This is a genomic window from Corallococcus sp. BB11-1, from assembly GCF_026626625.1.
GTDB classification, from domain to species: domain Bacteria; phylum Myxococcota; class Myxococcia; order Myxococcales; family Myxococcaceae; genus Corallococcus; species Corallococcus soli.
The window spans coordinates 13,219-28,806 of record NZ_JAPNJY010000043.1 but is presented as its reverse complement, the minus strand read 5'-3'; the positions used below and the strand labels follow the sequence as shown (position 1 = coordinate 28,806).

General features: G+C 71.2%; 1 protein-coding gene (only partly in view). It reads right to left on the bottom strand.

Annotated features, from left to right (window positions below):
- Positions 1-262: 262 nt before the first annotated feature.
- Positions 263-15,588: part of a non-ribosomal peptide synthetase coding region (locus tag OV207_RS36325; RefSeq protein WP_267559677.1), annotated on the bottom strand (this coding region is incomplete at its 5' end). 13,218 nt of the annotated region lie beyond the right edge of the window; the window shows 15,326 of its 28,544 annotated nt.

The window sequence follows — 15,588 nt, the reverse complement described above, 5'->3', positions numbered from 1 at the left end:
AGGCCCCCAGGCCCAATCCCCAGACGGCGCGAAGACAGCGGACCCGGCTCCGCCGAAGGATCATTTCAGCCAGATCAGGAAGTTCCATTGCTTCGACAAACCTTGCATCCGGAACCCACACCGGTGCGGGGTGATACAGGCTGGAGCGTGTCACGCAGGGTGAAGGGGTTGCTCGACGGCCCCACGGTCCACGCGACGCCCGCTCCCCCTGCCGAGGGAGCGGGCTCGTTGCTCCTGGAGTCCTACGGCGCACCCACCTCCGTCAGCGCTCGTCCGGATCGCGGAGGGCCTTCTTCAGCAGGTCCGCCACGGTCCGCACGGTGGGCTCGCGCAACAGCGTGTAGTGGTTGCCAGGCAGGCGGTGCGACTCCAACCGCTCACCCACGAGCGCGGACCAGCCGCCGTCGCCCGGCCCCGTGTCCGCGAGCTCCTCCGCCTGGACGCGCAGCACCCGCTGCTCCATCGCGGGCGGGTGGTAGCGCCGGGCGGCTTCGAGGTTGGCCTCGAAGACGCGGAAGAGGGCGACCGGGTTCGCGCTGTCCACGCCGGGCGGGAGCGCTCCGGCTTGGACCGCGGACTCCAGCACCCGGGTGAGCGCCGCTTCGGGCTCCAGGGTCGCCAGCTCCGCCGTGTCCAGCGCCAGGTCGGCCAGGGACACGCCCATCAGGTCCTGGGCGAACAGGCCCACGGCCAGGGTGCGATCCAGGGGCGGCTCGGAGGCCGCCACCGTCTCCGGGACGTACGAGTCGATGAGCGCGAGCAGCGCCACCTCCTCGCCCGCCGCACGGAGCTGGTGCGCCATCTCGTAGGCGATGACGCCGCCCAGCGACCAGCCGCCCAGGTGGTAGGGCCCGGCGGGCTGCACCAGGCGCAGCTCCCGCACGTAGTGGGTGGCCATCTCCTCCACGGTGCCCGACGGGTCACTCGTGCCGTCCAGGCCGCGGGACTGGAGGCCGTAGAAGGGCTGATCCGGGCCCAGTTGACGCGCCAGCTCCGCGTAGGCCAGCACGTTGCCGCCCACCGGGTGGACGCAGAAGAAGGGCGGGGCGGTGCCCGCGCCTTGCTTCGCGAAGGGCACCAGCGACGAGAAGGGCCGCGTGTCCTCCGCCTCGTTCATCAGCCGCGCGAACTGCTCCACGCTGGGGGCCTGGAAGAGCGCCGACAGCGGGAGCCGGCGACCCGTCTCGCGGTTCACCGCCGCGATCAGGCGCACCGCGAGGAGCGAGTGGCCGCCCAGCTCGAAGAGGCTGGTGCGCACGTCCACGGCGGACAGCCCCAGGGTCTGCGCCCAGAGCCGCGCGAGCAGGGCCTCGGTCGCGTCGCGCGGGCCCACCAGCGGGCCCGACGCCGTGACGTCCGCGTTGGGGACGGGCAGCGCCTTGCGGTCCACCTTGCCGTTGGAGTTCAGCGGCAGGGCCGGCAGCGAGACGAACGCGGACGGCACCATGTAGTCCGGCAGGGTGCGCAGCAGGTGGCCACGCAAGGGCGCGGTGTCCACGGCGGGGGCCACGTAGGCCACGAGGCGAGGCAGGCCGGGCACGTCCTCGCGCACCAGCGCCACCGCGTCCCGGAGGCCCGGGTGCGTGCGCAGGGCGGCTTCGATCTCACCCAGCTCGATGCGGTAGCCGCGCAGCTTCACCTGGAAGTCCAGGCGGCCCATGAAGTCCAGCGTGCCGTCCTGCCGCCAGCGGACCCGGTCGCCCGTGCGGTACAGGCGCGCGCCGGGCTCCGTGCTGAACGGGTGGGGGATGAAGCGCTCCGCGGTGAGGTCCGCGCGGGCGCGGTAGCCGCGCGCGAGCCCCTCGCCGGAGATGAACAGCTCCCCGGGCACGCCCACGGACACCGGGTTCAGGTTCGCGTCGAGCACGAACACGCCCATGTTGACGAGCGGCCGACCGATGACGGGCACCGGCTGCGTCGCGTCCTGGATGCACCACCACGTGGCGTACACCGTGCCCTCGGTGGGGCCGTACAGGTTGAAGGCGCGCGTGCGCTTCGTCGCGGCCAGGGTGCGCCACGTGGCTTCATCCACCGCCTCACCGCAGATGAGGAGCGTCTCCGGCACGTGGGCGCGCTCCAGCAGGCCCGCCTCCAGCAGGGACTTGAGCTGCGAGGGCGTGCAGTCCAGCACGTCGATGCGGTGCTGCTCCATCCACGCCAGCATCCGCTCCGGCTCCTGGCGCACGTCCTCCTGGATGAGGCACAGGCCGTGGCCATCCAGCAGCAGCGACAACTGGCCCACGGAGATGTCGAAGTTGAGCGGCGCGTTGAGGCTCGCCCGCAGGACGCGCGGCACCGCGGACAGGGGCACGTCGGCCATGGCGCGGTGCAGGTGGACGATGGAGCGGTGCTGCACCATCACGCCCTTGGGCATGCCGGTGGAGCCGGACGTGTAGAGCACGTAAGCCACGTGTTCGGGCCGCACGTCCACGCGCGGGTTGCCCGGGGACAGCGCGTCGATGCGCCGTGCCTCCGTGTCGAGCCGCACCAGGTGACGCACCGCCGGCTGCCACGCTCCGGCCAGGGCCTGGGTGGTGAGGAGCACGGTGGCCCCGCTGTTCTCCAGGATGAAGTCCTTGCGCGCGGCGGGGGCCGACGGATCCAGCGGCACGTAGGCCCCGCCCGCCTTGAGGATGGCCAGCAGCGTGACGATGGCCTCCGGCGAGCGCTCCAGGCTGAACGCCACCGGCACCTCGGGGCCCACCCCCAACGTGCGCAGGTAGTGGGCCAGCTGGTTGGCGCGCACGTTGAGCTGGTGGAAGGACACCGTCGAGTCCCCCATCACCAGGGCCGGGGCCTTGGGCGTGCGCGTCACCTGCTGCTCGAAGCGCGTGTGGAAGGGCAGGTCGGCGGGGAAGTCGGCCGTCTCGCCGCTCCACTCCTCCAGCACCCACTGGCGCTCGTCCGCCGACAGCAGGGTCAGCGTCTCCACGGCGGCGTCCGGCTGCGCGACGGCGCCTTCCAGCAACTGGACCAGGTGCTCCGTCAGCCTCCGGGCGGTGGCCGCCTCGAAGAGGTCCGTGCTGTAGAAGAGGGCACCCTCGAAGCCCCGGTCCGTGCGACCCATGCTCAGGTCCAGGTCGAACTTCGTCGAGTTCGCCTCCACCCCCACCGGGCGCAGCGTGAGCTCCGGCAGGCGCGCTCCGGACTCCGGCGTGTTCTGGAGCACGAAGAGGGCCTGGATGAGCGGCGTGCGCGACAGGTCGCGCGCGGGCTGGAGCGCTTCCACCAGCCGCTCGAACGGGATGTCCTGGTGCTCGTACGCGCCCAGCGTGTTGGCGCGCACCTGCGCCAGCACCTGACGGAATGAGGGCCGGTCGTCGAAGCGGGCGCGCAGCACCAGCGTGTTGACGAAGAAGCCGATGAGGCCCTCCGTCTCCGCGTGACGCCGGCCCGCGATGGACGTGCCCACCAGCAGGTCGTCCTGACCGGAGTAGCGGTACAGCAGCGTCTGGAAGGCCGACAGCAGCACCATGAAGGGCGTGGCGCCTTCCTTCTGCGCCAGGGCCTCCACCGCCTCGCTCAAGGCCGGGGGGATGCGCACCGGGAGCATGGCGCCCCGCGAGGAGCGGCGCGGGGGACGGGGCTTGTCGGTGGGCAGGGCCAGCGCTTGCGGCGCGCCGGCGAGCTGCCGCTTCCACCACCCCAACTGCGTCTCCAGCGCGTCGCCCTGGAGCCAGTCGCGCTGCCACACCGCGTAGTCCGCGTACTGCACCGGCAGCGGAGGCAGCGGGGACGGCAGCCCCTGACGGAAGGCCTCGTAGAGGGCGATGACCTCACGTACCAGCACGCCGATGGACCAACCATCGCTGATGGCGTGGTGGAGGCACAGGAGCAGCACGTGCTCGTTCACGTCGACCTTCACCAACGTGATCCGCACCAGCGGTCCCGAGGCCAGGTCGAAGGGACGCAGGGCGTCCTCGCTCGCGAGCCGGAGCACTTCGGCCTCGCGCGCGTCGTGGGGCAGCGAGGTGAGGTCCACCACGAACAGGCTCTGCGCCGGAGCGGGGTGGATGCGCTGGAGGGGCTCGCCGTCGTGGGTCTCGAACGTGGTGCGCAGCGATTCATGCCGCTGGACCAGGGCGTCGAAGGTCTGCTGGAGGCGCGGCACGTCCACGGTGCCCGACAGGCGCAGCGCGGTGGGCATGTTGTAGAGCGGGCTGCCCGGGTCCAGTTGATCGATGAACCACAACCGCTGCTGCGCGAAGGACAGCGGATGCGGTCCAGGCGTCGCGGCCGGGACGAGCGGGGGCAGCACGGTGGCGGTCGGGGCGTCCGGCAGCCTCAGGGCCAGGGTCGCCACGGTGGGCGACTCGAACAGGGCCCGGACCGGCAGCTCCACACCGAAGCGGGCTCGCACCCGGGCCACCACCTGCGTGGCCAGCAGCGAGTGGCCGCCCAGCTCGAAGAAGTTGTCGTGACGGCCCACGGTGGGGACGCGCAACACTTCACTCCACAGCGCGGCCAGGGCCACCTCGGTGGGCGTCCCGGGCGCGTCCGTGATGCGCGGGGACTGCCGCGAGGCCTCCGGCGCGGGCAGGGCCTTGCGGTCCACCTTGCCGTTGGGCGTCAGCGGCAGTGCGGGCAGGGCCATGAAGGCGACCGGGACCATGTACTCGGGCAGGTGCTTGCGCAGGTGTTCGCGCAGGGGCGCGGTGTCCACCTCCGGCACGACCCAGGTGACGAGCCGCGCATCCCCGGGCACGTCCTCGCGGACGAGCGCCACCGCATCCCGGATGCCCGGGTACGAGCGCAGGGTGGCTTCGACTTCGCCCAGCTCGATGCGGTAGCCGCGCAGCTTCACCTGGAAGTCCAGGCGGCCCAGGAGGTCCAGCGTCCCGTCCTCGCGCCACCGGGCCTTGTCACCCGTGCGGTACAGGCGTGCACCGAGCTCCGTGCTGAACGGATCCGGAACGAAGCGCTCCGCGGTGAGGGCCGGGCGGCCCAGGTAGCCGCGCGTGACGCCCTCGCCGGAGATGCACAGCTCCCCCGGTAGACCGAAGGGCACCAGGCGCTGGTGCTCGTCGAGCACGTAGGCGCGCAGGTTGTCCAGCGGCCGGCCGATGACGGGCCGGGGCAGGGCGGTGCCCTGGATGTCGAACGTCGTGACGGAGACGGTGGTCTCGGTGGGGCCGTAGCCGTTGAAGGCGCGCGTGCGGTCCGTCGTGGCGAGCAGCTGCCACGTCACCTCGTCCAGGGCTTCGCCGCCCAGCATGAGCTGCGACGGCACCCAGGTCCGCTCCATCATCCCCGCGTCGAGCAGGATCTTGAGCTGCGCGGGAGTCCCCACCAGCACGTCGACGCGGTGCTGCTCCAGCCACGAGAGCATCCGCGCCGGCTCCAGGCGCGTCTCCTCCGGGATGACGCAGAGGCAGTGACCGTCGAGCAGCTTGGTGAACGGCTCGATGACGGCGTCGAAGTACAGCGGCACGCTCAAGCTGACGCGCAGCCGGCGCGACGCCGTGTAGACGTTGCGCGCCAGCGTGTGGTGCAGGTGGGCGACGGAGCGGTGCTGCACCATCACGCCCTTGGGCATGCCCGTGGAGCCGGACGTGTAGATGACGTACGCCAAGTTGTCCGGGCCCGCCGAGGGAGGCAGGGGCTCCTCGGAGAGCGTCGCCAGGTGCGCCGCTTCGGCGTCCAGCTTCACCACGTGGGCGGCGTCGGGCCGCCACGCTTCGGTCAGGGCCTGCGTGGTGATCAGCACGGACGCGCGGCTGTCCTCCAGGACGTAGGCCTTGCGCGCGGCGGGGGCCGCCGGGTCGAACGGCACGAACGCGCCGCCCGCCTTGAGCACCGCGAGGAACGCGACGAGGGCGTCCGCGGAGCGCTCCAGGCACAGGCCCACGGTGACCTCCGGACCCACGCCCAATGAGCGCAGGTGCCGGGCGAGCTGATTGGCCCGGGCATCGAGCTGACGGAAGGACAGCGTCGTCTCCTCGAACACCACGGCGTCCGCGTCCGGCGTGCGGGCCACCTGCGCCTCGAAGAGGCCGTGCACCGTGGACCCCAGGTCGAAGTCCACGACGTCGCCGTGTCCCAGCTTCACGAGCCGCGTCTGCGCCTCAAGGGTGTCGAGGGCCAGGTCGGCCAGCGGGGCGTCGGGCCGCGCGACCACGGACTCCAGCAGCACCCGCAGGTGCGTGGCGATCCGCTCCGCGGTGGCGGGCTCGAACAGGTCCGTCGCGTATTCGAGCCGGCCCGCGAAGCCGTCCTCGGAGCGGCGCAGGTCCAGGCTCAGCTCGAACAGGGTGGTCGTCCGGCTGCCGAACTCGGCGGGCCGCAAGGCGAGGCCGGGCAGGGTCGCCGCGGACAGCGGCGCGTTCTGGAGCGCGAACAGCGCCTGGAAGAGCGGCGTGCGCGACAGGTCGCGCGTCGTCTGGAGCTCCTCCACCAGTCGTTCGAACGGCAGGTCCTGGTGCTCATACGCGCCCAGCGTCGTGGCGCGCACCTGCGCGAGGAGCTGCCGGAAGGTGGGCCGTGCACCGAAGCTGCCGCGCAGCACCAGCGTGTTGACGAAGAAGCCAATGAGGCCCTCCGTCTCCGCATGGCCACGGTTCGCGATGGGCGAGCCCACCAGCACGTCGTCCTGACCGGAGTGGCGGTGCAGCACGGACTGGAAGGCCGCCAGCAGCACCATGAAGGGCGTGGCGCCTTCACGCTGCGCCAGCGCTTCCACCTGTTCGGAGAGGGCCTGCGGCAGTTGCACGGACACCGCGGCGCCGCGCTGCGAGACGACGGCCGGACGGGGCTTGTCGATGGGCAGCTCCAGCACGTGGGATGCACCCGCCAGCTGCTGCTTCCACCAGCCGAGCTGTGACTTCAGCACGTCGCCCTGGAGCCAGTTGCGCTGCCACACCGCGTAGTCCGCGTACTGCACCGGCAGCTCCGGCAGGGCGGGCGTCTGCCCCTGGCGGAACGCCTCATAGAAGGCGGTGACTTCGCGCACCATCACACCCAGCGACCAGCCGTCGGACACGATGTGGTGCACGTGCACCACGAGGATGTGGTCCTCCGCGTCCAGCTTCAGCAGCAGGGCGCGAATCACCGGGCCCTGCTCCAGGTTGAACGGGCGGCGGGACTCCGCGATGCCTCGCCGCTTCGCCTCGGCCTGGCGCTCCGTGTCGTCCGCGATGGCCGTGAGGTCCACGGACTCGAAGGGCACGCTGGCCTCCGAGTGGATGTGCTGCACGGGCTGGCCTGCCTCCACGCGGAACGTGGTGCGCAGCGCTTCATGCCGCGCCATCAGCGCATCCAGGCTCTTGCGCAACGCGCCTTCGTCCAGCGCGCCGCTCAGCCGCAGCGGCAGCGGCATGTTGTACAGGCTGGTGCCCGGCTCCAACTGGTCGATGAACCACAGCCGCTGCTGCGCGAACGACAGCGGCGGCGCGGTGGTGCGTTCGGTGCGCACCAGCGGCGGGGCCTGCGTGCGACGGGCGCTGCCCAGCTTCTCGGCCAGGGTGGCCACCGTGGGCGCACCGAAGAGGTCTCCCAGCGGTAGCTCCACGCCCAGGGTGGAGCGGATGCGTGAGACCACCTGCGTGGCCAGCAGCGAGTGGCCGCCCAGTTCGAAGAAGTCATCGTGGATGCTGATGGCTTCCAGGTGCAGCACCTCCGCCCAGATGGCGGCGAGCGCCGTCTCCATCGCGTTCCGGGGCGCGGCTCCCTTCGCAGTGGAGACGCGCGGCGCCTCCGGTGCGGGCAGGGCCTTGCGGTCCACCTTGCCGTTGGCCGACAGCGGCAGGGCCGGCAGCGCGACGAACGCGGACGGCACCATGTAGTCAGGCAGCAGCTTCTGGGCGAAGGCCTTGAGCTGCTCCACATCGCCCGCGTCAGCAGCGGCCACGATGTACGCGACGAGGCGCTTGTCTCCGGGCACGTCCTCGCGCACCAGGACCACCGCCTCGCGCACCTGTGAGGACTGGCGCAGCACCGCTTCGACCTCGCCGGTCTCGATGCGGAAGCCGCGGATCTTCACCTGGAAGTCCGTGCGGCCCAGGAACTCCAACGTGCCGTCCCCCTGCCAGCGCACGCGGTCGCCCGTGCTGTACAGCCGCGCTCCCGGCTCGGTGGCGAAGGGGTGGGGGATGAAGCGCTCCGCGGTCAGGTCCGGACGCTTCAGGTAGCCCCACGCCAGGCCATCGCCTCCGACGTACAGCGCACCCGGCACGCCCACCGGCACGGGCTGGAGGGCCGCATCCAGCACCCACACGGTGGACTGCGCCAGCGGCCGACCGATGGGCACGGAGAGGCCCACGCTGTCACCAGCGCCCAGTGCATACGTGGCGGAGAACGTGGTGTTCTCCGTGGGGCCGTAGCCGTTGACGAGCACGGCACGCGAAGGCATCCGCGCCAGGTGCTCACGCACGCGCTCCACGGGAAGCACGTCGCCGCCCGCCAGCACCTGCCGCACGCCCGCCAGCGCTTCACCCTGGTGGATGACCATCTGCTCGAAGAGCGCGGCCGTCAGCCACAGGGTGGTGATGCCCTCGGTGATGAGCAGCGCCCCCGTCTCCTCGAAGGACAGCGCCTTCGCCGGGGCCAGCACCAGCTTCGCGCCGTTGAGCAGCGCTCCCCACACTTCCAGCGTGGACGCGTCGAACGCGACTGGCGCCAGTTGCAGGAAGACCTCCTCCGGTCCGAAGTGGATGAAGTCGTTGCCTCGCACCAGCCGCACGATGCCGCGCTGGGGCACGCTGACGCCCTTCGGGCGCCCCGTGCTTCCCGACGTGAACATCACGTACGCCAGCGCTTCGGCCGGCACCTCCAGTTCCAGCGGCGTCTCCGGCTGCTTCGCGAGCACTGCCGCGTCCGCGTCCAGGAGCACCTGGAGGTCCGTCACCGCCGGCAGCTCATCCGCCAGCGACTCCTGCGTCACCAGCACGCTGACGCCCGCCTCCTGGAGCATCCACGCGATGCGGTCCGCCGGGTACTTCGCCTCCACCGGCACGTACGCCGCACCGGCCTTGAGGATGCCCAGCATGCCGACGATGAGCTCGAACGAGCGCTCCAGGCACAGGCCCACCCGGTCCCCGGGCCTCACGCCCGAGCGGCGCAGGTGGTGCGCCAGTTGGTTCGAGGCGCGCTCCAGGGCCGCGTAGCTCAGCGTCTTCTCACCGGACTTCAGCGCGACCGCATCCGGCGTGCGCGCGGCCTGGGCGGAGAAGAGCCCCGCCACGGAGGCGTCTCGCGGGTACTCACGGGACGTGCGATTCCACTCGACGAGGACCTGGCGGCGCTCCTCCGGCATGAGCAGCGGGAGCCGCGCCAGGGGGACATCGGGCGAAGCCACGGCGACGTCCAGCAGGACCTGGAAGCGATGGGCCATGCGGGCCATCGTCTCGGGCGAGAACAACGCGGTGTTGTAGAGCAGCGTTCCGCCGAAGCCGTCGGGGCCACGGCGCATCAACAACTGGAGATCGAAGAGGCTGAAGCGCAGCTCGCTGCCCATCATTGGCCGGAGCGTCAGCTCCGGGAGCACCAGCTCCGGCATCGGCGCGTTCTGCAGGGTGAACGTCACCTGGAAGAACGGCGCGCGGCTCAGGTCGCGCTCGGGCTTCAGGTCCTCCACCAGCTTCTCGAACGGGAGGTCCTGGTGTTCGTAGGCGCCCAGCGTGGTGGCGCGCACCCTTGTCAGCAGCTCGCGGAAGGTGAGCGAGGGCTCCACCTGCGTGCGGATGACGACGGTGTTGGCGAAGTAGCCGATGAGGGCTTCGGACTCCGCGTGACGCCGGCCCGCGATGGGCGAACCGATGAGCACGTCCTCCTGGCCCGAGTACCGGTGCAGCAGCAGCTTGAAGGCCGCCAGCAGCAGCATGTACGGCGTCGCGGACGCCTGCTTCGCCAGCGTCTCCAACGCTTCGCTCAGCGCGAGCGGCAGGGACACGAGCTGGTCGGCGCCCTGGAAGGACTGCTGCGCCGGACGCGGGTGGTCCGTGGGCAGGTCCAGGTACGGCGCCGCGCCATCGAGCTGATCGCGCCAGAAACCAAGCTGCCGCTCCAGCACCTCTCCCTGGAGCCAGCCGCGCTGCCAGAGCGAGTGGTCGGCGTACTGCACCGCCAGCTCCACCAGGGGCGACGGCAGGCCCTGGGAGAAGGCCGTGTAGAGCGCGCCGATCTCCCGCACCAGGACGCCCGTGGACCAACCGTCGGAGATGATGTGGTGCTGGGTCAGCACCAGCCCGTGCTCCGCGGGGCCCAACTTCAACACGAGCACCCGGACCAGCGGTCCCTGTTCCAGGCTGAACGGGATGCGGGCCTCGTCGCCAGCGACCCGCAGGGCCTCCGCCTGACGCGCCTCGGGCGCTTCGATGGACGAGAGGTCCACGAAGCGCATGGGCATCGGGAAGGGCGGGTGGATGACCTGCGACGGTGTCCCTTCGTGCGGGCGGAAGGTGGTGCGCAGCGCTTCGTGACGGCGCACCAGCTCATCGAACGCGCGCTGGAGCACGGTCATGTCCAGCGTGCCTTCGATCTTCAGCCCGACCGGGATGCTGTAGGCGGTGCCCACCGTGCCGAGCTGCTCGATGAACCACAGCCGCTGCTGGGCGAACGAGAGGGGAATCACCTCCGGACGCTCCGCCCGGACCAGCGGAGGCAGGGACGCTTCCGTGCCGTCCGGGCCCTGGAACGAGTCGATCAGCGCGGCCAGTTCGGCCACGGTGGGCCGTTCGAAGAACGCGCGCAGGGGCAGCTCCACCCTGAAGTGGGCACGCACGCGGGTGACCAACTGGGTGGCCAGCAGTGAGTGGCCGCCCAGCTCGAAGAAGTTGTCGTGCCGTCCCACGGTGGGGACGCGCAGCACTTCACTCCAGAGCGCGGCCAGGGCGACTTCCGTCGGCGTCTCCGGCGCCACGTAGGTGCTCGCGGCGACCTGCGAGGCTTCCGGCGCGGGCAGGGCCTTGCGGTCCACCTTGTCGTTGGGCGTCAGCGGCAGGGCGGGCAGGGCCATGATGGCGGCCGGGATCATGTACTCGGGCAGGTGCTTGCGCAGGTGTTCGCGCAGGGAAGAGGTGTCCACCTCCGGCGCCACGTAGGCGACGAGCCGCGCATCACCCGGCACGTCCTCACGCACCAGCGCAACCGCGTCCCGGATGCCCGGGTGGCTGCGCAGGGTGGCTTCGACTTCGCCCAGCTCGATGCGGTAGCCGCGCAGCTTCACCTGGAAGTCCAGGCGGCCCATGAAGTCCAACGTCCCGTCCTCGCGCCACCGGGCCTTGTCACCCGTGCGGTACAGGCGGGCTCCGGGCTCCGTGCTGAACGGATCCGGAACGAAGCGCTCCGCGGTGAGGTCCGGGCGTCCCAGGTAGCCGCGCGTGATGCCCGCGCCGGAGAAGCACAGCTCCCCCGGCAGACCGAAGGACACCAGGCGCTGGTGCTCGTCGAGCACGTAGGCGCGCAGGTTGTCCAGCGGCCGGCCGATGACCGGCCGGGGCAGGGCGGTGCCCTGGATGTTGAACGTCGTCACGGCCACGGTGCCCTCGGTGGGGCCGTAGGCGTTGATGGCCCGCGTGCGGGTCGTCCCCGCCAGGAGGCGCCAGAGGGCTTCGTCCATGGACTCGCCGCCCACCAGGAACTGGGACGGCACCCAGGCGCGCTCCAGCAGCCCTGCTTCCAGCAGGAGCTTGAGCTGCGACGGGGTGCTGAGCTGCACGTCGATGCGCCGTGCCTCCATCCACGTGAGCATCCGCTCCGGATCGCGCCGCGTGTCCTCGGGGATGACGCAGAGGCAGTGACCATCGAGCAGCTTGATGAACGCCTCGATGACGGCGTCGAAGTACAGCGGCGAGTTCAAGCTGACGCGCAGCGGACCCTGCTGTGCGTAGACGTTGCGGGTCAGCGTGCGATGCAGGTGGACGACGGAGCGGTGCTGCACCATCACGCCCTTGGGCGTGCCCGTGGAGCCGGACGTGTAGATGACGTACGCCAGGTTGTCCGGGCCCGCCGAGGGAGGCAGGGGCTCCTCGGAGAGCGCCGCCAGCCAGGTCTGCTCGACATCCAGCTTCACCACGTGGGCGACGTCGGGCTGCCACGCTTCGGCAAGGGCCCGGGTGGTGAGCAGCACGGAGGCGCCGCAGTCGCGCAGGAGGAAGTCCTTGCGCGCGGCGGGGGCCGACGGGTCGAACGGCACGAACGCGCCGCCCGCCTTGAGCACCGCGAGGAACGCGACGAGGGCGTCCGCGGAGCGCTCCAGGCACAGGCCCACGGTGACTTCCGGACCCACGCCCAGCGAGCGCAGGTGCCGGGCGAGCTGATTGGCCCGGGCGTCGAACTGACGGAAGGACAGCGTCGTCTCCTCGAACACCACTGCGTCCGCGTCCGGCGTGCGGAGCGCCTGCTGTTCGATGAGGCCGTGCAGCGTGGACTCCACGTCGAAGTCCACGACGTCGCCGTGTCCCAGCTTCACGAGCCGCGCCTGCGCCTCGGGGGTGTCGAGGGACAGGTCGGCCAGCGGGGCGTCGGGCCGCGCGACCACGGACTCCAGCAGCACCCGCAGGTGCGTGGCGATCCGCTCCGCGGTGGCGACCTCGAACAGGTCCGTCGCGTAGTCGAGCTGGCCCACGAAGCCGTCCGCGCTCCGATTCAGGGTCAGGATCAGCTCGAACAGGGACAGGTTCCTGCCGCCGAAGTGCGCCCCCGTCACGGACAAGCCGGGCAGCGCCAGCTCCGGGACTGGGGCGTTCTGGAGCGCGAACATCACCTGGAAGAGCGGCGTGCGCGACAGGTCGCGCGTCGTCTGGAGCTCCTCCACCAGCCGTTCAAACGGGAGGTCCTGGTGCTCATACGCGCCCAGCGTCGTGGCGCGCACCTGCGCGAGGAGCTGCCGGAACGAAGGCCGCGTCCCGAAGCTGCCGCGCAGCACCAACGTGTTGACGAAGAAGCCGATGAGGCCCTCCGTCTCCGCATGGCCACGGTTCGCGATGGGCGAGCCCACCAGCACGTCGTCCTGACCGGAGTGGCGGTGCAGCACGGACTGGAAGGCCGCCAGCAGCACCATGAAGGGCGTGGCGCCTTCACGCTGCGCCAGGGCCTCCACCTGTTCGGAGAGGGCCTGCGGCAGCCGCACGGACACCCCGGCGCCGCGCTGCGAGACGACGGCCGGACGGGGCTTGTCGATGGGCAGGTCCAGCACGTGGGATGCACCCGCCAGCTGCTGCTTCCACCAGCCGAGCTGTGCCTTCAGCACGTCACCCTGGAGCCAGTTGCGCTGCCACACCGCGTAGTCTGCATACTGCACCGGCAGCTCCGGCAGGGCAGGGGCCTGGCCGTGACGGAACGCCTCGTAGAGCGCCGTCATCTCCCGTACCAGCACGCCCAGCGACCAGCCGTCGGACACGATGTGGTGCAGGTGCACCACGAGGATGTGGTCCTCCGCGCCCAGCTTCATCAGCAGGGCGCGAATCACCGGGCCCTGCTCCAGGTTGAACGGGCGGCGGGACTCCGCGAAGCCGCGCCGCGTGGCTTCCGCCTGCCTTTCCGTGTCGTCCGCGATGGCCGTGAGGTCCACGGACTCGAAGGGCACGCTGGCCTCCGAGTGGATGTGCTGCACGGGCTGGCCCGCCTCCACCCGGAACGTGGTGCGCAACGCTTCATGCCGCGCCATCAGCGCATCCAGGCTCTTGTGCAACGCGCCTTCGTCCAGCGCGCCGCTCAGCCGCAGCGGCAGCGGCATGTTGTACAGGCTGGTGCCCGGCTCCAACTGGTCGATGAACCACAACCGCTGCTGCGCGAACGACAGCGGCGGCGCGGTGGTGCGTTCGGTGCGCACCAGCGGCGGGGCCTGCGTGCGACGGGCGCTGCCCAGCTTCTCGGCCAGGGTGGCCACGGTGGGAGCGCCGAAGAGGTCTCCCAGCGGCAGCTCCACGCCCAGGGTGGAGCGGATGCGTGAGACCACCTGCGTGGCCAGCAGCGAGTGGCCGCCCAGTTCGAAGAAGTCATCGTGGATGCCGATGGCTTCCAGGTGCAGCACCTCCGCCCAGATGGCGGCGAGCGCGGTCTCCATTGCGTTGCGCGGCGCGACCACCTCCGCATCGGAGGCGCGCGGCGCCTCCGGCACGGGCAGGGCCTTGCGGTCCACCTTGCCGTTGGCGTTGAGCGGCAGGGCGGACAGCTCCACCCAGGCCGTGGGGACCATGTATTCGGGCAACTGCTTCTGGGTGAGCGCCTTGAGCGCGCCAGGATCGAAACCCTCTCCCGTGGCCACGACGTAGGCCACGAGTCGCTTGTCTCCGGGCACGTCCTCGCGCACCAGGACCACCGCCTCGCGCACCTGCGAGGACTGGCGCAGCACCGCCTCGACTTCGCCCGGCTCGATGCGGAAGCCGCGGATCTTCACCTGGAAGTCCGTGCGGCCCAGGAACTCCAACGTCCCGTCCGCCTGCCAGCGCACCCGGTCGCCCGTGCTGTACAGCCGCGCTCCCGGCTCGGTGGCGAAGGGGTGGGGGATGAAGCGCTCCGCCGTCAGGTCCGGACGCTTCAGGTAGCCCCACGCCAGGCCGTCGCCTCCGACGTACAGCGCACCCGGCACGCCAACCGGCACGGGCTGGAGGGCCGCATCCAGCACCCACGCGGTGGACTGCGCCAGCGGCCGACCGATGGGCACGGAGAGGCCCACGCTGTCACCAGCGCCCAGTGCATACGTGGCGGAGAACGTGGTGTTCTCCGTGGGGCCGTAGCCGTTGACGAGCACGGCGCCCGAAGGCATCCGCGCCAGGTGCTCACGCACGCGCTCCACGGGCAGCACGTCGCCACCCGCCAGCACCTGCCGCACGCCCGCCAGCGCTTCGCCCTGGTGGATGACCATCTGCTCGAAGAGCGCGGCCGTCAGCCACAGCGTGGTGATGCCCTCGGTGATGAGCAGCGCCCCCGTCTCCTCGAAGGACAGCGCCTTCGCCGGGGCCAGCACCAGCTTCGCGCCGTTGAGCAGCGCTCCCCACACTTCCAGCGTGGACGCGTCGAACGCGACCGGCGCCAGTTGCAGGAAGACCTCCTCCGGCCCGAAGTGGATGAAGTCGTTGCCACGCACCAGCCGCACGATGCCGCGCTGGGGCACGCTGACGCCCTTCGGGCGCCCCGTGCTTCCCGACGTGAACATCACGTACGCCAGCGCTTCGGCCGGCACCTCCAGTTCCAGCGGCGTCTCCGGCTGCTTCGCGAGCACCGCCGCGTCCGCGTCCAGGAGCACCTGGAGGTCCGTCACCGCCGGCAGCTCATCCGCCAGCGACTCCTGCGTCACCAGCACGCTGACGCCCGCCTCCTGGAGCATCCACGCGATGCGGTCCGCCGGGTACTTCGCCTCCACCGGCACGTACGCCGCACCGGCCTTGAGGATGCCCAGCATGCCGACGATGAGCTCGAACGAGCGCTCCAGGCACAGGCCCACCCGGTCTCCGGGCCTCACGCCCGAGCGGCGCAGGTGGTGCGCCACTTGATTGGAGGCGCGGTCCAGGGCCGCGTAGCTCAGCGTCTTCTCACCGGACTTCAGCGCGACCGCATCCGGCGTGCGCGCGGCCTGGGCGGAGAAGAGCCCCGCCACGGAGGCGTCTCGCGGGTACTCACGGGACGTGCGGTTCCACTCGACGAGGACCT